The organism is Candidatus Bathyarchaeia archaeon (assembly GCA_035283685.1).
Taxonomy (GTDB): Archaea; Thermoproteota; Bathyarchaeia; order Bathyarchaeales; family Bathyarchaeaceae; genus DATETJ01.
The window spans coordinates 113,619-134,944 of record DATETJ010000011.1 but is presented as its reverse complement, the minus strand read 5'-3'; the positions used below and the strand labels follow the sequence as shown (position 1 = coordinate 134,944).

Genomic DNA, 21,326 nt, shown 5'->3' with positions numbered 1-21,326 from the left:
GGTTTCTGTATGGTGTTTTAGGTTCTGTCTGCCCGTTGTCTTGTGTTAGGGCTTCGTCACTGTTATACGTGTGAGGCTGGTTTCTGTTTCAGATGTTATTAACTTCCACTTAGAAACAGTAATAATACCGAACCGGTTTCTGTTCAGAAGCAGGTGATCTGTGCCATGTGTTGTGTCTTCTCAACGCATAGTGGAAAAATCGCAGATAATTCTGCAGAGACCACACCGCATACACATGCGGACACACAGCGCGCGCTAGCACTTCCAACTGTGCGCGCAAAGCCTATGTGTTATGCTGCTGCATAACGAGTGGGGGACTGTCACGACTCAGTCGCTCATTACTCGTCGATACAAACTGGGAGACGAGTTAGGCATCTCAAAGCTAATGGGAATTGTGTTTTCCAGATCCTATTCATCTAGGTGGTTACGCCATTTTCGTTGGCAACAAACCAATCCTTTTGGAAGGAACATCAGGTGGGTTGCCGAATGTAACGGAGAAATAGTTGGACACATTGTACGCATTCCGCTGGCGATGAAGCTGGGAGAGGAAACTTTGAAAGGATCGATTGCAGCAGACGCAGCTACCCACCCTGAATTCAGGCGTCGGGGGATATACAGAACACTCTCAGAATCGTCGTGGAAAGACGCAGTTCAACATCATATTCCCATCTCTTTCGCTGACGCTTCGAGAATGACAATTTCACCCGCGCGAAGATATGGAATACTAAAGGTTTCCGAAATCACCGTTATGATAAACCCTCTAAACCCCCGTGAAATCGTGGAAAAACGCTTTGGCCGAAGTTTTTTCGCGAAAACAGTTTCACATGGGGTCGAATCCGCATTTAAAATACTTTCCGTCGCCAGAAAGAAAGTAAAAGCGACAGGGTTAAGAATGAGGAGAATATCAGCCTTTGATGATAGGATCGATGTTTTCTGGAATGAAATTTCCCCTTTCTACGGGATATGCGTCATGAGAAGTAAGGCATATTTGAACTGGAAATACTTCGAAAGACCCCACTTGAGTTTTGACGTGTTCCTAGCCGAGGCGGGAGAAAGAATCTTAGGCTACACCGTTTTGTCAACAAGGATCCAAGATGGCTTCAACAAGGGGTTCATAGTTGAGATGGTGACACATCCTCGACGAAAAGACGTGATGTGTTTCTCGCTTTCCCAAGCTTCAGAGCACTTCAAGAAGATCGGCGTTGACTATGTTGAATGCTGGACCGTGAAGAATAGTCCCTGCTACAAGCCATTGAAAAGGCATGGATTCTTCGCATCTGCTCTATTTCCGAGGAGCACATTGGTCGTCAGATTTGATCCTTCGAAAATTTCAGAGGAATTGATCAAATGCAGCGGGCAGTGGTACACCGCACTTGGCGACTTTCTCTGAGGGCGGACTAATGCATAGCGCACGTGCTGGCGTTTACAGAACGAGCGAATTGTTGGCGTTGAAGCTTCCCGCTGGAGTTGCTAGGCCTGTGAATTCGGTGGCTTGAGCTTGGGCACTCTGATCTTTTCAGCAGTTTGCTACTTTTGAGATGACACGCCTCAATTTTCCTGAATTATCTCTCGGAATTTCCTCAACAATTCGCGGTTTTATTTGAACTCCTTCTCCCAAGCTTCTTCTGAGGGCGGAAACGCACTTCTTCACAGAGTCATCGGAATAGTGTTCAGGCATTTTCAACCAAACTTCTATAAGGTCTCGCTTCTCTTGAATTATCCTATACTCTGACACCCCTGCGAAATTTTCCATGTTCAAGATACCCAAGGGAGACACTTTTCTTCCGTCGGGAAGAACTATGAAATCGTCAGCTCGACCCTTTATCGAACGCATAAGAGGCAAAGTTCTTCCACAAGAGCATTGCTCTTCGATTGGAACTCCAACGTCACCTATTTTGTAACGAATAAAGGGCATAGCATGATTGAACAGATATGTGAGAACAATTTCTCCTTCTTCACCCGGGGCGACGCTCTCGCCTTCATTGATAAATTCAACGATGACAGAATCAATATTTATGTGATAACCTGCATGTTCGTCAGGGCATTCCCAAGCGATGTCCCCTGTTTCAGTGCACCCGTAAGAGTCAAAAGTCCGTGCCTCAAAAGCTGAACCCATCAAGGCGCGGCAACGACTACTCAAGGTTTCGCCCATGCAAAAAATGATTCTCGGACTTAACTCACCCCTTGTCTTCTCCGAAAGCAGTTGAAAAAAGCCAGGGTAACCAATCATTACGTCAGGCTTGTAGGCTTTTAGAAAAGAAAGTACAGCGTCAGAGATTTCATCAACTATGGTAACCCATTCTGTTCTGAAAATTCCAATATGTTCTGAGAACGGTCTGGCTCCGGCATGCGGAGGGTTTCCTCCCGGTCCCCGAAGGCGCACCTGTTTGTCAAGCAATCGCCCGCCGCTTTCAAAGAACTGGCGTAGAGAAACTGCCCACGACGGTTCTAAAGTTCTGTAGTCGGTAAGAACCGTTAGTGGAACCCCGGTTGACCCGGAGGTCTTGTGTTTGGCACATTTCGCGGGGTTGAATTCCCTTGATATGATACTGGCGTAGTTTTCCTGCACTTGTCTTCTTGATATTATGGGAAGCCTCTTCAGGTCGTTGACTGTTTTGATCTCCGTCGGCTTCACATTGATGGCGTTCAGCAATTTGTGGTAAAAAGGTACGTTATCATAGGCGTATCTTACCATCGCTCTCATTTTCTTTTCCTGTATCGCAAGAAGTCTAGGTGTTTCTAATCTAGTGTTTTTTCCATACGTGAAGAGATAATAGAGAAAGCGCGGGGCAGATTCGTAACGGCGCATCCTTTGCTAGCACCAATTCCCAACATAACTACGCACTTCCCTTTTTCCTATTAACCTTGTGCTCCAGAAAATTGCAAGCATATGGGGTGCAGCGCGCGCTAAAAAGAATTCTTTTTTTTAACACTCAATCAAACAAAAAAAGGAGTTTGCGGGAGACAACCCGAGAAATTGTCGGAAAAGGATATCCATGATTTTAATGATGAACTTGGATTTTCCATGAACATATTGTTATGTTGGCGTGGGAAATATTTGTTAATTACTATTAACAATTAAAGGACAATCTACAGTAGATTGTTCTACTTATGAACGTATATGGATTCAATGGACTTTCCCCATACCCCATATTCCGAACCATTCGAAACTCTCGAATTTATAGATTTTGTAGTGCTTTCAGATGACTGTAAGCAGTTCCGCTAGTTATCTGAGAGTAGTGAGGGCAGTTAGGGGAGTTCCGAGTCGACACGGGTGAATCTGAATCCTAAGGTTTGGAGGCACCTGTTTTTCTGTGTGGTCGTGACGTTGGGCGAAGTTGTTTTTCAGTTAACCGCGTTCAGATATAGTTAAGAGTAGTTGACTGCCAGTTGACTGCTAGTTCTCTAGAGAGTGCCTGAATAGACTGCCCTGTCCGGAAGAAGCAAGCGAAGCCTAGGGACGTGTGGGAGCTACTGTCAGTTAAGAGGAGTTGTTGAGGGCCTAGTCCAGTTCCAAGAACCTCAACTGGCAGCTACTAGCAGTCATGACTATCGCCGCTTGAACCTCGCAGGTGCGCTCTCGCTTTCTTTGGGGGTCCATCCGCAGCGGGACCTATCTCAGCTATTAAGATGGCAATCCCAGTATTGATTACCTATTTCGATTCGACCGCTCGCGCTAGTTCCGTGTCAGAAGATTCGGCTGTGTGGGATGGGTTACTCTATGATTTTCATGACTTCTTCAACGGCTTTTCTTGCTATTGCTTTCGGTTTCTCGTCGGGCAATCCTATCGGAATGAATGCTAGCAGATGCCATGGCTTTTCTACTCCCAGTTCTCGTTCGAGATTGTTTTTTGAACAGAAAGGCACCCTCATCCAGCAGGCTCCGTAATCCATAGCGTGAGCAACCAACAGCAGATTCTCTATGGCAGCTGCCACACTCTGTACCTCTGCAAAACCCAGTAGGTGAACAGCCTCGAAGGCATCCACGTTCATGAATTTTACGATTGAATCAATATAGGTTCGGTCGTACAGTTTAACTAAGACTGCGATCACGATGGGGGCGTTTTTGAAGAAAGTTGAGTACTTCCGGATACTCTTTGTGGCTTTCCTGAAGAAGAGGTCACTTTGATTCAATTCGTTTACGTTCTGCAGAATGACACTTGCAAGTCTGTCCTTTAGATGTTGATTTTTGACAATTGTGAAGAACCATGGCTGCATGTTCCCACCGCTAGGAGCCCTTGTTGCAGCAAAGACCAAAGTTCTGAGGTCTGCGTCTGTAATCCCATCCTGTCGAAATCTTCTGACACTTCTTCTTTCGGTTATCGTGTCAAGTAAGCTCTTTAGGTTCTTGTGAGCGCTGTTCGCATTTGTCAGTGAGTCTGGTCTTTTCATAATCATACAGTCTCCATTGTATTTTGTTCTTCAGACCACATACAATAATGCTTCTACTTTGACGCAGTTTCACCGTATAAATCGGTTGTGTCTGGTACGAGTGCGTGCTGGATTGCGAAAGATTGCTTTAAGCGTTCTGGGACCAGACGGTAATGCTGTTCATGATTCGTTACGGAAGATGCAGCACGCTTTAAAGTCCTTTTTTCCTCGGGCACTTCTGCGCGAGCAATAAGGCAACTGAATGGGTATGGATACCTCGTTTTCCATGAGGGGTATCTGCAAGAGTTCTTTCCAAATAGACTTTTGTCTCGAAATCCGTAAACATCCTTCTCAACTCGTTGTGTGAAAAGAAATACAGGTAGCAGGATAAGTCTGGGTACCAGAACGTGTTCTCATCCACTTGTCTCAGTCTTTTCTTGGCACTTTTGTAGCTTGGATCACTGACTGTGAAGTCTCCGATGTAAACGTAGCCGCCAAGGGCCACGCTTCGGATGATTTTGGAGATTGTCTCGTACACCTCTGTCTTTGCGAGAAAATGTAGGGTGACAGTTGCGACGATCAGATCATACGTGTGTGGTTTGAACTCGAAGTCTCTGATGTCCCTCACCAATCCTTCAACTGCAACGTCTCTTTCTCTGGCTAGATTGAGGAATTTTTCTATTGCCTTGGGTGAGATGTCAATTCCAGTGACCTGAAAACCAGTCTGAGCCAAGAAAAGGGCGTTCCTCCCTTCACCGACACCTAGATCCAATGCTCTGCCCACTGGAATCTTTCCTATATTTTTGGTCAGAATAGAATCAGGAGATAGGCCCCACAAGCACTCGTTTTCGACGTACTGCCTTTCGAACACAATTATCCACTATTTTGTTGCATGATCGCATCGTCAATATGTTCTTAGGAGCTTTCTTGTCCATCAGAGAGAAGAAAGCATTCGGGATCTCTTGCCATGTAGTCTCCGTAAACTGCGTAGGCCATGCCTCTACATCCCCCACACTGATCTAGCAGCTTACACTGACCGCAGACTTCAATCTTTCGATGCTCCCTTAGTCTCCACAAGATGTCTGATTTGTACCAGATCTCATAGAAGGACTGGTTTCTCAGGTTGCCCAAAACGATTGGCAGGCGCCTGCATGGAAGCACGTCGCCGTTTGGAAGAATAGTGCAATACCAAAAGCCAACAGGGCATGCGCCGCCTGAGCAGGCTTCGGTCGCCGCCCACAACGGACGATTTGTGTCCAAATGCACGGTTGGAAAATCTCTTGAAACCTCAATTAACTGGTTGAACAAGGTTCTGACCTCATTGGGTGAGAGCAGTAACCTTCTCATTTCTCTTCCCTTGCCTATTGGAATCAACAGGCTGAAAACGACCTGTTTTACGGCAGCTTGCCCAAACAAGCTGAAGAAGCCTTTCAACTGATCGATACTTGTGGGACAGTTTAGCCTGTGAACGACGTAGTGCACGGCAGTATAGATACCTGATTCGGACAGCTTCCCAAGCGTTGCGATGGCTTTGTCGAAATTTCCTTCACCTCTGATTTCATCATGTTGTTGTTTGGTGAAGCCGTCTATGCTGACCTGAACGGCACAGTCGTTATCTCTCAGGAACTCGATAGTCTCACCTGAAATCTGCACACCGTTAGTCATCACCAAAATGTTCTTGAACTGTTCGTGTTTTCTGATTGCTTTCACAATTTTCTCAAAGTCGCGTCTCATGAGCGCCTCGCCTCCAGTAAGAGAGACGCTTCCCGAGTAATTCCACCGCTCTAGGACTTCAGCAAGATGGTCAATAACTTGAGTAATCTCTTCGGTACTCAGTTCTACCGAGTTATTGTCTTCTATGTAGCAGTGTTTGCACGCGAGATTGCATCTGTCTGTGATGTGCCATTGAAACCGAAAGTTTGGTTTCGCGTGTTTTTCGTGCCGAGGAGTTTTGGAACCCAGAGAGTTTGTCCTGGAGTTTTCTTGGATTACTTTTTCGCACGTTGCTAGAGAAGTTGTTTCTTTCTTCTGCTTATTCCTCTTCATCCAAGATGCCCTTTTTCAACAAGAGGTTGAGATACCTGATTACGTCTATGTTTAAGACTTTTTCCTTGGGTCTGTACGTGTCGGCAATCTTCTTTGCTATTTCGTCTTTCGTTAAAGAACCGTCACAGCAATCCAAGATTAGCTTGCCAGTGGCGTTTATCTCGTAGCTGTCTCCATTGGAAGTGTTTAGTACCAGATAATGACCACTGCTTTCGAGGCTGTCTCTTACAACTATTCTTTTTCTTTTGATCGCTTTTTTTCTCGGAGAGGCTTTCGCTTCACCATTTGTTCTCATAATCCAGTCTTCTGGCTGGCGTTCCTTGGGAATTACGAATGTCGCGAGCCGAGTCTAGCGCTTTCCTATTTTTTGTCCAAGTCTACCGAGCAGCCGCAACCGCTGCATTTTTCGGCTTTCCGTGTTTTGCTGATTCCTGAGATTCTACGGATTGTGGGTTTCGACATGTTTCTCCCTCTTAGGATATGATGATGAGGCATCGTATAAAAGTATTATGGAAGTTTGCTCTAGAAGAAGTCAAGAATCGTTTGTTAGGCTAGAAAGCCCCGGAGCGCGGCTAATAGGAGAAAAACTGTTCCCGAGTTAAACATTTTGAGATTACGTTTCGACGTTTTCCGTTCTTCAGTAGAGAATCCACGGCCTCGATGCTAATCGTCAGGTCTTCTCCTAACTCCTTTCTGAACGTGTTTTCAAGACGAAGAAATATGTCTTTATTGTGCTTTTCTCTCAGCACTAGTTGTATATAGATTTTGTTTCTTGCCTGTTGAATTATCTTATACTCATCTATGCCTTCAACATTTTCAAAATAGCGCGAGGTGACGTACGGTGAAATCATTCTGCCACTCGGTAAGACTATGAAATCCTCATATCTTCCTTCTACTACTTCCATTAGAGGCAATCCTCTCCCGCAAGGGCATCTCTCGCTGCTCTGTCTTCCAACGTCGCCAATATCATACCTTATCAGTGGCATCGCAAAATTCCAGAGCGGTGTCAAAACAATCTTTCCAGCTTCCCCCACAGCTACATGCGCATCATCCTTGACAAATTCGGGCACTATCAGGTCAATATTTGTGTGATAACCGATACGTTCAGAACACTCCCAGGCAATGTTTCCTGCCTCCGTGCATCCATACACGTCAATAACGTCAACCTTAAAAGCGGAGTTGATGAATGCCCTACTTCTAGCGTCAAGGAGTTCTCCACACGCAAAAATACGTCGTGGACGAATATCTTGTCCTCCTTTTTCCATTTCTTTCATCAGCAATAGGAAGAAACTTGGCATACTATCTATTACATCCGGCCCAAAGTGTAGCAACTTCTCCATCACGTCTTCTATTGGCTCTTGAGCGTCCATCAAACGTCTTCTGAGGAGGCCCAAACGTGTGAGAAAACCGCCAAGATAAGTCCTTCTAGCATACGCACGAGCTAATCCCTTCACTGGTAGGAGAAGCACGTATTTGTCTCTGAGTAGTCTGCTTCCATTTTCCACCTGATGCCTAAGCTTGTTGGCCGACATAATACTAGAGGCTGTTTTCTCAGAAATAATGTTTAGAGGAGTGCCAGTCGTGCCTGAGGTTGTTTCTTTCGTGCACATTTCCATTCTGACGTTTCTTGAGACCAGAGAATCGAAATTCCTTTGCACGTCCTTTTTTGTGAGAATTGGAAGTCTTTGCATGTCCTCTATAGATTGAATGTCTTCAGGCTTGATTTTGGCTGCGTCAAATCTGTGATGGTAAAAAGCAACGTTCTCGTAAGCGTATTTCAAGATTTTACGAAGAGCCTTCAATTGCATTCTTTCTAATTCGGAAGTCGGAAGCCAGGTATTTCTGCGCAGGGCTCGCAAGTTGCGCATTATACGTGTCCAAGAATAGATACTTTGGTAAATCCTTAAGGAATTGCGCGACGATTTGACCCTCTCCAGCTCTTGTCAGCCTCTCCGACGAAACCGTCAGGACCACGCTTCCGCTTCACACCCACGAAGTCATACGGCCTTGGGCCCCGCAAATAATTATTCTTCAAGTATTCCACCTGTTCGTCTTTCAGACCCCTAAGCTCAAAATTGTCCTCACCTTTTCGGAGAGGGTGGCTCGGTGGAAAAGGATACCATGAACCGATTCTGTGAGTCCATATTCTCTTGCCCCTGAGGTATTTCCAAGCGATCATCTCACCGGTCGCTCCGATGAGGCTTGGATCTTTTGTGACAACTAGGTCAAAGTTCTGCCCTAACACCACTCAGAAACGACCCCTTTTCTCTAAGCAAGATCCGAATGTACTCTGGCACTTCCTTCTACATAAGGCTGTTTTCTACCCTCAGTAACCACAGAGCAGACTTTCAAATGGTTGAACATGCTTACCTCAACGACAGCATGACAGAAAGGACATTGTTCAGACAGGTCTATCCTTTTTTCAGGCCTCTAGTTGCTCCAGTTTTGCCTTTAGCTCTTTCTCCAGTTTCGGACCCCGGCTTCAAGCCTTTCCACAACATTCTCAATGGCAAATCTGATGAAGACTGAAGTCAACGAAATCAAGGAAAGTGGTCTAGTAGCCTATCTTCAAGAGAATCAGCCAGTTAGAAAGGCTATTCTACTCGAGTGGCTTTCTCACTTTGTCTGCGACCTTGTGTGCTAAGGCGTCGGGATCCACGTATGGTTGCTGTGGTGGGTACTGGTAAGATGGTTGCTGTTGAGGTGGTTGAAAGTAGGGTGGTGCTTGGTAGTAGTAGGGTGGTTGTGTTGGTGGTCCAGCGGTCGGGAATGGGCTAGGCATTCCAAGCACTTGTGGACCCATCGGCGTAACTACTCCAGGCCCTAAGGCACTTGCATTGACAGCTTGCCTTCCTGCTGTGCCTTCTGGATAGCCAGAGCATACTTCTGGGCAACCACGTTGGCTGTTGCCGCAGAGCATTCATCTTCAGGTCAGATAACTCATTGGTTTTGCCGAGTTAAAGAGATATCTGCATCCGACAAAAGTTCGGGTTTGCGGGAGACACCGCCACTAATCATTGGTTCAGCCTCACGGTTGATGACGCTCTGCAAAACAGACTGCCAATCAAACCGACTTCTAAATCATTATACACAGTACGCTTAGAACAGCCGAGTTACTTGGCTCAGATTTTTTCGCAGTGGCTCTCTAGCCATAACACGAATCCGATTAAACACTTCAGACCCATCGATTCAACCGCGGGATTGTCAAACTCTAAAGTCGCATCGGGACCAGGCAAGACCTTTCCGAACACGGACTCATCGAAAAACTGTCCCGCTAATTCACGATTCTTTTCCGCCTCACGTCTTATTGCCCTCCAGTTCGCACTGTTGAAATCCCACACGCGATAGTAATATCGTGGCTCAACGCCACGCAGATGGGAATATAGAAAGCGACGCAGGTGACGAGCGTTTCCGCTCAACTTCCAAACCCCTCCGTCGCCAATCGCAAACCACATGAGCCGTTGTTTGATTGTGGGTTTCAACGGAGTTGTGTCGTATGAACTACGGTCTAAAGGCAGGCTGGCTAAGTTTGGAAACTGCTTGCAAACTAGCTCTGTTTCCAACCGTCGATTGTTAAATGCAGATACGGGCAAGCCTGCAGCGACTTCAAGGATGCCTCGGTCAATCAGAGGTAGCACTGGCCATGCTCCAAAGGAGAGAATCCACACCATGTTTCCTGGACGGAACCGTTCTTGATGATGCAGGTCGAAACACCAAGCGCGCTGAAACTCTAGATCTGAATAGCTTTCATATTCTCTTCTAACACGCGCTATCGTGTCTTGAACAAAATCATCAAACAACTCCTTTCGTAGCAGCTTCTTAAGGACGAACCGAGGGACACCACGCCTGTTAATCTGATGGAAAAAGGCGTCAAAAGACAAGTCACCACCAAGACCACGAAATGACATGGGATTTTTAGCCCAGTTGATATAAAGTCCTCCTAGTATGGCGTCGCCCAGAAAGCCTGCGATGACTCGAGGCGTCCTCTTTTCCAGATGAGAGCAGATTCCCCAGGTTCTGCCACCTGTGAAACCGTTGGCTAGAAACTCCCATTTCAACGACACATGTGCGTATTGGAGCCATTCCCGTGCTCCGACATCAATTAAGTCATGTTTAACGCCTAAATCTGCGGATACTTGCGCCGCGCATTCTGCGTCAATGTCGGTTGGCAATCCATCGGTTAAAGCTGTAAATTCAACGCCTTCTCGTTTAAGGTAGCCTGCGACCATTCTTGAATCGAGCCCGCCTGAAAGAAGCATAGTGTACCTAGCGCCCTTAACCGTGTAACGCCTAACTGCACTGCCAATTGCCTCATCGAGCACGTCCAACTGCTCCTTCAATGAAAAATCAAAATACTTCTGTGAAAGCGGGACTCGATACTGGTTCACTTCGCTTGCTCCTTTCTCCCATCGCCAAACAAGCATGTTGCCAGCGCCTAAACGATTGACCCCTTGAAGCAAAGTTTTGCCATCGAACAAACCGCTAGCAAGAAAAATGCCCACAAGACCAGCGGGGTTGAACTGCATTCGAAAAGCGGGATGGAACCTAAAGAGTTCGGGGCTGGAGCCAACCAGAATCAAATCATCCGTAGAATAATAGTAGACTGGAAAGATTCCTAGAATATCAACCCCCATCAATAAGCCTTCCTCAGGACTGTACAATGCGGCTGCGTAGAAACCGTCAAAAACAGGCGGCACTTCGCTTCTTGGTTTCCACAGAACACGAAGCCGCTCTGCGTCGACTCTTTCCGAGCCAGGGTCTTTGGTAGGTTCTCCCCATACTATTGCTGCACCGCTATCGTCGGCGATATGACTGATAGGCGCCCATTTGCTCGCCGCCCAGACAGCAGAAAAAGCTCCATAAGAACAAACATCTGTCTGCAATCCTTCTATTGGAGCCAAGCAAGACCTTATTTTCTCAATGAAAAAAGTCAGTCGTTCACAATTGTGGTCAACAGCAATAACGAAGTTTACCGTTAGCCTTCCCTCCCCCCCGTCCCATAAAACCTCTCTGTCTTTTTCATATCCATGACTGGAGTAGTGGTTTAAAAACTCACTGCGCTCAACCAAAGGCGGAAAACACGGAAAGCATAGGAGAGTTTACGGTGAATCCCAAACGAAGGAATCATTTCAATTGCTAGCGCACACTTCAGCAAAAAAGATAGAAATTTCGTTCAGAAGGGTGCTGAGGTTTTTTCGTTGGTAAACTCATGAATGTCTGCCCTGCAAGTATTAGCGAACTTAAGTCATAAATACACAATCCTCGTCAGAGATGACCTGGGTATAGCGCGCTCGGGCTGGTGGGCACATTGGAATTTAGTGTCGTAAAAATTGATGTACCTGAAGATGTTAACATAATCCTAGGCACAGCGCATTTCATCAAGACCGTGGAAGACCTTTACGAGGCCTTGAAAAACAGCGTGCCAGACATCAAGTTTGGCATAGGTTTCTGCGAAAGCTCCGGACCATGTTTGGTGAGAAGGGAAGGTAACGACGATGAACTCACAACCTTAGCCTCGAAGTGCGCGTTGGAATTGGCATGCGGTCACTCGTTTGTCATTTTCATTAAGAACGCTTATCCGATAAACGTTCTGGACACGATCAAACGTGTACCCGAAGTATGTACCATACACGCTGCGACTGCCAACCCGCTCCAAGTAATTGTGGCTGAAACCGAGCAAGGAAGAGGGATATTGGGCGTAGTTGATGGCATGAAGAGCAAGGGAGTGGAGACAGAAGCCGACATAAAGGCTCGAAGAGAGTTCTTGAGAAGAATCGGCTACAAGCTCTAAGTCTTGGCCTTCTTTTCTGTTTCTTGTGCATGTTAGAAAAGCTTATCTGCGATTTGGAAAAAAGACATGAACCCCATTTGCACTTCGATGAGAAAACCTGTTTTGCGAGTTTCACGCTGGGGGATATTTGAGGGCATCTCACGCCGCTGGTTCGCGTGGTTCATGGCTTTCCCATCGATCGAAATTCCTAAGCTTGAAATTTCTAACAGGACTTGTGGTTTCAATTCTATCGTGCGCTTTGTTGTGGCTTAATGCCAGACCTCTCTTGGCCGATGTCCTCGCTCAACTGCTGTCTGGCGCGCAAATAGAGGTAACTCAATCATTAAGTGCTGAAGGGCCAAAGCTTGTCCTTAAGCTTCTCGATGGCTCAAGTCTCGATGTAACATTGACATGGCAGAGATCTGGATTTGTTTCCGCTTTGATTTTCGCATTATTGTTTGTCTTTCTTATGCTTCCGATTGGAGGCGCGATGAGGTTAAAAATGCTCTGGTTGGAGCTTGGTTTTCTCATAGGATTGACTTGGAGTCTAATTCGGTTGCTTCTCGCTGTTTTCACTTCTTACTATTTTGGTGTGGGCGCTTTTGTTCTTGCGGAGTTTTTCACGGGTCCACTTACAGATTTCGTTTGGATGGTTTCGATTTGGTCACTGTGCTTGTCAACGTCTGTGCCTGTCAGGCATCGGGCGGCTTGGTGAAAAAGTGATTCTTGCCCTTTACGCTCTGTTTATGCTTCTGGTTTCGGTGATGCTGTTTTATCTTGTTAGACACTATGTTTTCTCGCTTGTGGCTTTGTACTATCGGAAAGGTCAACCTAATTACGCGTTGCATGGCTTAAGTTTCAAACCCATGGTTTCAGTCTTGATACCTGCTCGAAATGAGGAGACAGTCCTCGGCAGGCTTTTGTACAGAATTACAGAGCTCACTTACCCAAAGGACAAGCTTGAAGTGATTGTCATCAACGATGCCTCAAAGGACCAGACTGGAAATATCGCGGAGGATTTTGCCCGAATGCACAGCATCATCAAAGTCATTCACAGAGAACCGAGCTTCGCTGGAAAAGGCAAGCCCAGTTCGCTCAACGAGGGACTCAAACACTCCAAAGGTCAGATTCTGATCTGTTTTGACGCTGACTATTATCCTCCAATCGATATCGTTGAAAAGCTAGTCGGATATTTCGTGGATCCTGAAGTGGGGTTGGTTCAAGGCAGGGTGACAGTTCTGAATGAGTCTGCAAGCCTAGTTTCAAGGCTAGCAGCTATGGAACGCATTGGCGGCTATCGAGTAGATCAGTTGGCACGGGATAAACTTGGCTTAATCCCGCAATATGGAGGCACAGTGGGCGCGGTGAAGAGGGAGCTCATTGAAGCTTTGGGCGGTTGGGACACGAGCATCTTGGCTGATGACACTGACCTGACGTTTCAGGTCTGCAGAGCTGGGTTCAAGGTGCGCTATGCTAATGGTGCTGAGTGCTACGAGGAGGCTGTAAGCGATTGGAGATCTTTGTGGCGTCAGAGACACAGATGGGCGAAGGGTCACATGCAATGTTTCTTCAAGCATTTTCTACCTGTCTTGAGAAGTGAGAGTTTGAGCCTGAGGGAGAAGATTGATGGACTGCTGTTGTTGAATGTTTACTTTCTTCCGATTCTCGCAGGATTATCATGGCTTTTAGGAGCAGTTATTTTCTTTCAGTCGCCTACCAGTTGGTTCGAGTCTATGTGGGCACTTCTTCCTGTGTTCGCTTTCAGTGGAGTTGGCAACTTTGGTTTGTTCTTTGAGATTGGTGTGGGTTTGTATCTTGATAAGAGGGCGCGGTTGAGTTGGTTAATGCCTCTTCTGCTATTGTCCTTCGTGTTCAATGTGCTTATCTGCTCCAAAGCTTTCCTCGACGTGGTCATTTCGAAAATAGCTCGCAACAACGAACATAGCTGGAACAAAACACTTCACAATGGGGATGAACCGAAGTGCCTCTAGACTCGAATGCGTTGTTTGTCATGATCATAATCTCTGCTTTCGGCTTCATTGTTATGGTTTTCTTGCCTTCGATAATTGAGCTGAAGAAACCCCGAGATAAGGGACCTCGCAGAATCAGGAAATCATCGCTTCAGGAGTCAGTGGCGAGAACTCCTAAACTTGTCCCGGTTCAAAGAGCCGGTTCATGCACATCTAAGCTGGAATCCGGCGACTTGCAGGAAATACTGATGGCATCTGGAGTGAAATCCCGCAGAGTCAACAAGAACACTGTACGGATTCTTGAGGGTGTGGAATTTGAGCCCGGCGTTGAAATCACAGACAATATCGTGGTTAATGGTGCCCTCAAGGCAGGGGCTAGATGCGTTTTTCATGGTAGCGTTAAGGCTGCAGAGAAAGCGGTCATAGGTGATTGCGTAGTCATTAGGGGCAATCTCATTTCGTTGGGCGATATACACTTGGGAGATGACGTAGTTGTTGCTGGTTCAGTGCATTCTGAAGGCTCGGCGAAATTGGGTGAAAAGGTGTTTGTTGGACTGACGTTGGTGGCAGGCGGAGATGTTGAAGTCTACGAAAGCTCTGAGGTTAGTGGAAGCATACTGACACGTGGCACTATCAAAGTGCTTAGATGCCCGAGGGTGGATTTGCCTCAAGCCCTAGACGAAATTGGTTGAAGACGAAAATCCTTAAAAGAATGTGCTCAGACTGAATAGTCGAGGACTTGGCAGATGCCTACACACGGAAGTCTTTCAAAAGCCGGCAAAGTGAGGGGACAGACCCCTAAGATTGCTCCTGTGGAGAGAAGGAAGCCCACGCCTAGGATGCGTTCCAGACGCAACTATGAGAAAAGGCTACTTCTTCAGCGCAAGGCGGGGCAGAACTGGGTCTAGGCTTCTCTGACATCCTAGCTAGTTCTAGTCCGTGAAGCGTTAACAATAATTAGACTATAGGCTGATTGTAAGGTCTCGATAGGCTGTGAGCGATGGTGGTATGGGCGCCGACCTAGTCATCATTGATGCCAACGTTATCACCATGCATTCAGCTAAACCGCAGGCACAAGCCATCGCCGTTAAGGGCGGCAAGATTGTAGATGTCGGCGCAACCTCCGCCATGAAACGATGGATTGATGCACAAACCCGGATCATCAATCTAAAAGGAAAAACCGTTGTTCCGGGTCTCATCGACACGCATGCACACATGATTACGCTGGGTAGTCCTTTGCCTATGATAGATCTGAGAGGTGTTCACTCAATCAGAGAAATCAAGCGCAGATTAGCTGCAAAAGTGAAAGAAACGGGGAGAGGGAGATGGATTCAGGGCCGAGGATGGGATCAAGACCGCTTGAAGGAGAAGAGGTATCCAACTAAATGGGACTTGGACCGGGTTTCTCCCGAAAATCCAGTCATGCTTAAACGCGTCTGCGGACACATCGGCGTGGCGAACAGCAAAGCCTTGAAAATCGCCAAGATAGACGCAGATGAAACTGCTTCGCTCGGGAACCTTGTGAGCAGAGACCCAAAAACTGGTGAACCAACAGGTATTCTCCTTGAGGGAGCATCGGACGTTTTATGGGATTTGCCCGAACCCAGCGAAGAAGATCTGCGTGCTGCGTGCGGTCGAGCATGCGCAGAGGCTGTTAAAGTTGGCTTGACCAGTGTCACATGGTTAGTCTACAAACCCAATGAAGTCCACGCTTTAAAGAAACTGAGACGACAAGGGAAGCTGCCGCTCAGGATTAATGTCATGATTCCCATTGAATATTTTCGCAGCTTTAGGGACAAGGCACTAGACGATCAATTTCTGAGACAAAGATGCGTCAAGATCTTCACCGATGGCTCGCTGGGCGCTCGAACAGCCGCCTTGGAAAAACCATACGCGGATGAGCCCTCAACCAAAGGCGTTCTTTATTACAGCCAAGAAGAGCTGAGCAAACTCATCAGCGAAGTGGATAACGCGGGGTATCAAGCTGCCCTTCACGCCATAGGCGATTTGGCTTTAGGTCAAGCCCTCGAAGCCTTCAAGACTATGCTAAACCGAGAACGGATCGCCAAAATGCGGCATCGCATCGAACACGCATCGATATTGAATCCGAAGCTGATTAGGCAGATCAAGAAGCTTGGCTTGATTGTTTGTGTGCAGCCTCATTTTGTAGTCTCAGATTTCTGGGTTGAAGACCGCTTGGGACATGAAAGGGCTCGTTGGACGTATGCGTTGAAGTCAATGGTGGAAAGTGGAATTCTTATAGCCGCCAGCTCTGACGCCCCTGCTGAGCCTTTGAACCCCATCTTAGGCTTGTGGGCTGCTGTTGCAAGAGAGTCATTTCCAGAAGAGCGGCTTTCTGTCAGAGAAACGCTTGAAGCCTACACTATAAATGCAGCTTATTTCTCGTTTGAAGAGGATGTCAAAGGTTCAATTGCAGTGGGCAAATATGCTGACCTAACAGTTTTGTCACATGATCCGTTCAAGGTTGAACCAGAAAGAATCAGGGATATTCGAGTTGAGATGACTATCGTTGATGGAAAAGTTGTCTACTCAGCGCTTGATTAGATAACGACGCCCATTCGGTGCAGTTCGTCGAGCAATCCTGTTTTTGCCTGGTTGAGTCTCTGTCTTTGCTCGGCGTATTGGTCTCCGTCGATTTTGCCTGCGCGGAAGTCTTTGTCCAGCTGTTCCATCTGCGCGTCTATGTCTACTAGCCTCGATTTGAGCTGATCAACGTAGGAAATTGCCGCTGTGGGCTCTAAGACTTGGGCTGGTGTCAATGCCGCTTTGATTGTGCCGTCCTCAATTCGGAGGATTCTGTCGGCGTGCCGCGCTATGTTAGGGTCGTGCGTCACCATGATGATTGTTTTGCCTAGTTCTCGACTGATTTTCACCAAGTAGTCGACCACGATTTTAGCGTTGGTTGTGTCCAACTCGCCTGTGGGTTCGTCTGCGAGGATAACGGGGGCGTCGTTTGCCAATGCTGCCGCCATTGCTGCACGCTGCTGTTCTCCACCGCTCAGTTCGTCGGGTTTGTGGTCAGCTCGAGGAGTCAAGCCTACCACGCCAAGCAGTTCTTTGACTCGCTGTTTTCTTTTGCTTTTGTCTATGCCCAGCGCCATCATGGGCAGTTCTATGTTCTCAGCCGCGGTTAATGTTGGGATCAAGTTCAAGGTTTGGAAAATGTGACCCACGGTTTTTCGCCTGTAATCGATAAGCTGTGCAGGCGCAAGTGCTGTTACCTGCAGGTCGCCTACAATTACTGTGCCCGCGGTTGCAGTGTCCAAACCGCCCATGATGTTGAGCAGGGTGGTTTTTCCGCTTCCGCTAGGTCCTATGATTGCGACTACTTCGCCTTCTTTAACGGTCATGCTCAGGCCGCGTAGGGCTTGGACTTCCAACTTGCCCATGCGATACGCTTTGACTACGTCTTTTACGGTTATATCTGCGCCTTTCAAGCTTGTCGCACCACTCTATCTAATCTTGAAACGTATCTTCTTGACATTATTATGACTGGGATAATGCTGGATGCGAATACCAAACCGAAATAGGCGAATATGGTTAGTAAGGCGTCGATTGGAAAGACTAGGCGTTTTGAGACAAGAGCTGCCGTTGTGGCGGTGGATGAAGCAACGTTTCCATAGACTATTACAATTCCAGCTATGGTTCCAAGCAGAACTGCAAAGGTTACCACGGCTAAGTTCTCTGTTAACAGCATGATCGTCAATTGCTTGAATGACAGTCCGCGTACGCCCATCATGGAAGCTTCTCGCTGCCTCTCCTTCAAGCTGACGAGCGAAACTAGCGCTGTTCCAACTGAGGCTGCAACGATGGCAAATGCCACGCCTAATCGTTGCACGTTTAATGTGCCTGTGTACATGGGGTTGCTTTGCTGCAATTGTATCTGTTCAGAAACAGAATAGACCGTGGCCGTGGCAGGTACGAGTGTTCTAGTTTGCTCCGCCGCGGCAGTTCCATTGGTTCCACTTGTTAGTTTCATGAGTATTCTGCTTGAGGAAGTGTTTGAGACAATTAGGCGTGTTTCGTGGAACAATTCGTGGGAGGTGTAAGATAAAGGATTGTATATGCTGATTTGACCAAATATGGGTGAGTCTGGTCGCTTGACACCGAAGAATCCCACAATGGTTAGATCTCGGGAGGCAGTGTCCATGCCGAATCTGTCTCCATAGAAAGTCACTTTTATTCGGTCTCCCAAGTGCAGATCGTTGCGTTCCGCTGTGTCACGGTCCAAGATTATGGTGCGATTGTCTGATGCCAGCTTCTCAAAGGCCGTCGTTATGTCGTTGCCACTGAACCAGCCTTCCTCGTAGTAAGCTGTGTTGCGCCAGTCTGTTGTGTTGATCGCTGTCAGTTGAAGGCTTCCGAAGCTTGAAGATCCGTACAGTGAATATTCTGTGGTTGTGGAGGCGACTCCCGGTACGCTGTCACGAATTGTTTCTGCTAGGTCCGTTGTGGCTGAAATGTTGACTGGTGGCTGCAGATCCACTTTCATGTCGGAACCTATGGTGGCATAGATGACGCGCGTGTTGTAGTCTTGGTCGCTGGCTAGAGTTCCTGTTATTTGTATGCCGTAGCCTATTATCAAAGCTATTAGGAAGGCTACGGACGCGGCTCGTGCGGGATTCCTCTGCACGTTTCTTGTTGCCAAAACACCTAAGTCGCCCAAAAACTTGGCTGCTTTCGCCGTGATTTCCTGAAACTTCAACGAGCCTCGGATGAATATTTTTGTGAAACCCCAGAAGAACAGGACAGGACCAATGTATGTCAAGATTGCATCAATTATTGCCCACAATATTGCTAGTATAGTTAGCAGGAAGTTGGTTCCATACATGGCTAGTCTTGAGACTTCATTGAACAAGTTTATCCCTAAAGCCAGTATTATCAGCTTGTATGTGCCTAGGATGAATGCAATCCATGGCCATCGTTTTTTGTAGGGTTTGACTTCCTCTATAAGCATGTATTCGCGGAGGGCGTCTACAGTGGGCAGGTTTGAGGCTCTTCGAGCGGGTCTAAAAACAGCTAGAACAATCAAGACAACGCTGAAAAAAACAGTCATTATCATAGTGTCAACTCCTATTATGGGTGTGGCTGCGAATTCGCCGCCGACAGCTCTGACGAATACGGGAGTCAACGCGATACCGAGAAGTATTCCGATGGCTCCTGCAATGATGCCGATTAGTAGGGCTTCAACGAGGAACATTCGGAAGAGTTGGCTTCTGGAGAAGCCCTTGGTCAATAGCAACCCTATTTCGCGACGTCTAAGGTTGAAGGAAACATCTGAAACCGTTGTGCCCATGTACCAAGCTACGAAAAACACCGGCAATGACACCGCGATAAAAGCCAGTCGCATCATGGTCAACATCATCTGCGAAAAAGTCAAAACGCCCTGAAGTCCACCTGCAACAGGCAGACCAAACCCGCCCCTGCTGACCTGTTGCTCAATCTTGCGTCTCAGAGTCTCAAGCCTGTTCAAAGAGCCAGGTATGTCCCAGATGCTGATCACCGCGCCGCGATCAACATACATGAGAATGTCGGTTTCGAAAAAGAATTGAGAAATTTCGTGAAACAAGTCTACGAATCTAACCATGGTTTTTTCCCAGTCAACTATCAACAAATCCTCGATGTAGCTGGGAATGACAGCCGGATTTCCCGGACCCATCATGAAGAAGCTGAAATCGTAGGCAAAATATTGGCCTTGCACAAGCGCTGACGCTCTGTCGTCGAGCTCGGCGAAACCTGCAACTGTGAGGTTGAGAGTATAGCTGACTGCCTTTGGCTCTGGAGAATCAGGTTGGTAAAATGGCATTGTCATGTTGACTTGAATTGTGTCTCCTTGCTTCAGTGTTTTGGCTAAGCCTGAGTTGGCTAGGACGTAGGTTTCGTTTTCAGCAATTGAAGAGGGATGTTCTGCCCAGCCTTGGTAGACTTGTGAGTTTGGTTGTATGCCGACGAGTCGAGCTGTGTGGTAGTAGTCTTCGTTTGGCAGACGTATATTGGCGTATACCTTAGAGATTACCTCGGCTTGGATGACGCCCTCAGTTGCAGACACGTTCCCGAGTAGAGTTGTGGCGTTTCGGGATGATAGTGTTTGATAGCCGTTTATGTAGAAGTCCACTGGGACTTTTGCCAACGCTTGGTCTAATGCTTGTTTTGCTGCTGTGTCGGCTCCTACGTTGACTCCTGCGAAGAAGGTTGAAGCCAAGAGGACGCCTAGGAGAAGGGCTATGTATAGTTGCCAAGAGCGAACGAGCCGTTTGATCACGTAGGAGATTGGCATTCAATAAGCCTGCTTTAACATGATCCAGCAAATAGTTGTATGGCGCGGGTTTTTCTCTTAAATCTATGCTCTAGAACAGTATGTTGGAGAATCAAAATTCTTATCTCACAGCGTAGCCTCATTCATATTTTGGGTTGGTGAGCTGGCGGACGGCTGTCGCACTTTCAGTGTGAGGAAACTCCGCCCACCACGCAGACGTCGCAGCGCTCGCGTAGGGCGCAGGGTGAGAGCTCTGGCTACGGCGCAGAAACGATACGTCCCGCTTAGCGCTTGTACGATGATGCAACGCTGAGTTGCTGAGGAGTTGAGTGTGGAACGGTGAAACGGCTGTCCTGCGAGGTGAAAGGGCAAATAGACGCCTGGGAGCTGTCTGCGCGAGGCGCGGGTAGCCCGTTTAGCTGAATGCCGTCGTTGAACAAAAGGCGGGTTACGACCAGCACACCAATCCACTATGTTGTTTTAGGAGTAGGGTTAGTATGAGTCTGGAAAATTTTTTTCAGCGTGAAAGTTCCACTTTCCAGTTTGTGTCTGTGGCGCTGTTCAGGTTTCTGTATGGTGTTTCTGGGGCTGTTGACTGGTGTTTTATGGTGACGTTCTATGTTGCTATGCGTGACGTTTAATGTTGGTATGCGTGGTGTTTGCGTATGTTGTGCGGTTGCGGCAGTTGCTGTGAAAGACTGTGTACAAGAAGAAGGAGAGGGTTGCCTAAGCCCGTCTTCTACCCTTTGTTGCGAGTGTTATTCTTCTGAAAGCTGTATGGATGTCGTCGTCAGTGTGTTCTTGGTGACATCAACGTTTATGAATGGTTGTGGTGCGCCATGGTGGGCTGTGGCTGAGTTGAAGCTGTTGTTGACCTGCGTAGTGCTTTGTT

The 21,326-nt window shown here is 47.3% G+C and carries 18 protein-coding genes and 1 other RNA gene; 8 read left to right on the top strand and 11 right to left on the bottom strand.

The features are described from left to right. Window positions 1–292: 292 nt before the first annotated feature. The gene (locus VJ249_11175) at window positions 293–1,390 is read left to right on the top strand and encodes a GNAT family N-acetyltransferase (GenBank protein ID HKZ95122.1); all 1,098 of its coding nucleotides are present in this window, start codon (window positions 293–295) and stop codon (window positions 1,388–1,390) included. Window positions 1,391–1,516: 126 nt separating this feature from the next. On the opposite strand, the gene VJ249_11170 is transcribed toward VJ249_11175, so the two are convergent. From VJ249_11170 to VJ249_11130, 9 genes are all read right to left on the bottom strand, one after another. Further along, a complete protein-coding gene (locus VJ249_11170; GenBank protein HKZ95121.1) occupies window positions 1,517–2,704 on the bottom strand; it encodes an AMP-binding protein in 1,188 nt (395 codons plus the stop codon). Window positions 2,705–3,714: 1,010 nt separating this feature from the next. After that, on the bottom strand, window positions 3,715–4,392 hold the full coding sequence (locus tag VJ249_11165) for a nitroreductase family protein (protein HKZ95120.1): 678 nt from the start codon (window positions 4,390–4,392) through the stop codon (window positions 3,715–3,717). Window positions 4,393–4,582: 190 nt separating this feature from the next. After that, on the bottom strand, window positions 4,583–5,242 hold the full coding sequence (locus VJ249_11160) for a methyltransferase domain-containing protein (protein ID HKZ95119.1): 660 nt from the start codon (window positions 5,240–5,242) through the stop codon (window positions 4,583–4,585). A 44-nt stretch (window positions 5,243–5,286) separates the two neighbouring features. Beyond that, window positions 5,287–6,417, bottom strand: coding sequence for a radical SAM protein (locus tag VJ249_11155; protein ID HKZ95118.1), 1,131 nt, complete (start codon window positions 6,415–6,417; stop codon window positions 5,287–5,289). After that, entirely contained in the window at window positions 6,404–6,712 is a 309-nt protein-coding gene (locus VJ249_11150) for a PqqD family protein (GenBank protein ID HKZ95117.1), read from the bottom strand. The genes VJ249_11155 and VJ249_11150 overlap by 14 nt, the downstream gene beginning before the upstream one ends. Window positions 6,713–6,989: 277 nt before the next feature. Continuing rightward, window positions 6,990–8,198, bottom strand: a complete 1,209-nt coding sequence (locus VJ249_11145) for a hypothetical protein (GenBank protein HKZ95116.1) — start codon at window positions 8,196–8,198, stop codon at window positions 6,990–6,992. A 122-nt stretch (window positions 8,199–8,320) separates the two neighbouring features. After that, the gene (locus VJ249_11140) at window positions 8,321–8,665 is read right to left on the bottom strand and encodes a hypothetical protein (GenBank protein HKZ95115.1); all 345 of its coding nucleotides are present in this window, start codon (window positions 8,663–8,665) and stop codon (window positions 8,321–8,323) included. A 351-nt stretch (window positions 8,666–9,016) separates the two neighbouring features. Next, the gene (locus VJ249_11135) at window positions 9,017–9,337 is read right to left on the bottom strand and encodes a hypothetical protein (GenBank protein HKZ95114.1); all 321 of its coding nucleotides are present in this window, start codon (window positions 9,335–9,337) and stop codon (window positions 9,017–9,019) included. Window positions 9,338–9,539: 202 nt separating this feature from the next. Beyond that, the gene (locus VJ249_11130) at window positions 9,540–11,318 is read right to left on the bottom strand and encodes an asparagine synthase-related protein (GenBank protein ID HKZ95113.1); all 1,779 of its coding nucleotides are present in this window, start codon (window positions 11,316–11,318) and stop codon (window positions 9,540–9,542) included. A gap of 407 nt (window positions 11,319–11,725) precedes the next feature. Here VJ249_11130 and VJ249_11125 point away from each other — a divergent pair, with 407 nt between their 5' ends. The 6 genes from VJ249_11125 (at window position 11,726) to VJ249_11100 (ending at window position 16,722) form a co-directional block, all read left to right on the top strand. Continuing rightward, on the top strand, window positions 11,726–12,208 hold the full coding sequence (locus VJ249_11125; protein ID HKZ95112.1) for an adenosine-specific kinase: 483 nt from the start codon (window positions 11,726–11,728) through the stop codon (window positions 12,206–12,208). Between the two features lie 193 nt (window positions 12,209–12,401). After that, on the top strand, window positions 12,402–12,902 hold the full coding sequence (locus VJ249_11120; protein ID HKZ95111.1) for a hypothetical protein: 501 nt from the start codon (window positions 12,402–12,404) through the stop codon (window positions 12,900–12,902). A 4-nt stretch (window positions 12,903–12,906) separates the two neighbouring features. Beyond that, window positions 12,907–14,178 carry a glycosyltransferase family 2 protein gene (locus tag VJ249_11115; GenBank protein HKZ95110.1) on the top strand — a complete coding sequence of 424 codons (1,272 nt, stop codon included), beginning with the start codon at window positions 12,907–12,909 and terminating at the stop codon, window positions 14,176–14,178. Further along, a complete protein-coding gene (locus VJ249_11110) occupies window positions 14,169–14,849 on the top strand; it encodes a hypothetical protein (GenBank protein HKZ95109.1) in 681 nt (226 codons plus the stop codon). Before VJ249_11115 ends, VJ249_11110 begins: the two co-directional genes overlap by 10 nt. A 54-nt stretch (window positions 14,850–14,903) precedes the next feature. Continuing rightward, on the top strand, window positions 14,904–15,065 hold the full coding sequence (locus VJ249_11105; GenBank protein ID HKZ95108.1) for a 30S ribosomal protein S30e: 162 nt from the start codon (window positions 14,904–14,906) through the stop codon (window positions 15,063–15,065). 85 nt (window positions 15,066–15,150) lie between these two features. After that, window positions 15,151–16,722 carry an amidohydrolase gene (locus VJ249_11100; protein HKZ95107.1) on the top strand — a complete coding sequence of 524 codons (1,572 nt, stop codon included), beginning with the start codon at window positions 15,151–15,153 and terminating at the stop codon, window positions 16,720–16,722. Here VJ249_11100 and VJ249_11095 read toward each other — a convergent pair. Beyond that, the gene (locus VJ249_11095; protein ID HKZ95106.1) at window positions 16,719–17,615 is read right to left on the bottom strand and encodes an ABC transporter ATP-binding protein; all 897 of its coding nucleotides are present in this window, start codon (window positions 17,613–17,615) and stop codon (window positions 16,719–16,721) included. The two genes, VJ249_11100 and VJ249_11095, sit on opposite strands and share 4 nt — an antisense overlap. Next, window positions 17,612–20,455 (bottom strand): FtsX-like permease family protein, encoded by a 2,844-nt coding sequence (locus tag VJ249_11090; protein HKZ95105.1) that lies wholly within the window; start codon window positions 20,453–20,455, stop codon window positions 17,612–17,614. Before VJ249_11090 ends, VJ249_11095 begins: the two co-directional genes overlap by 4 nt. Before the next feature lie 137 nt (window positions 20,456–20,592). Between VJ249_11090 and rnpB the strand changes: the two genes are divergently transcribed. Beyond that, window positions 20,593–20,897: RNase P RNA component (rnpB, locus tag VJ249_11085), an RNA gene on the top strand. Window positions 20,898–21,326 lie beyond the last annotated feature (429 nt).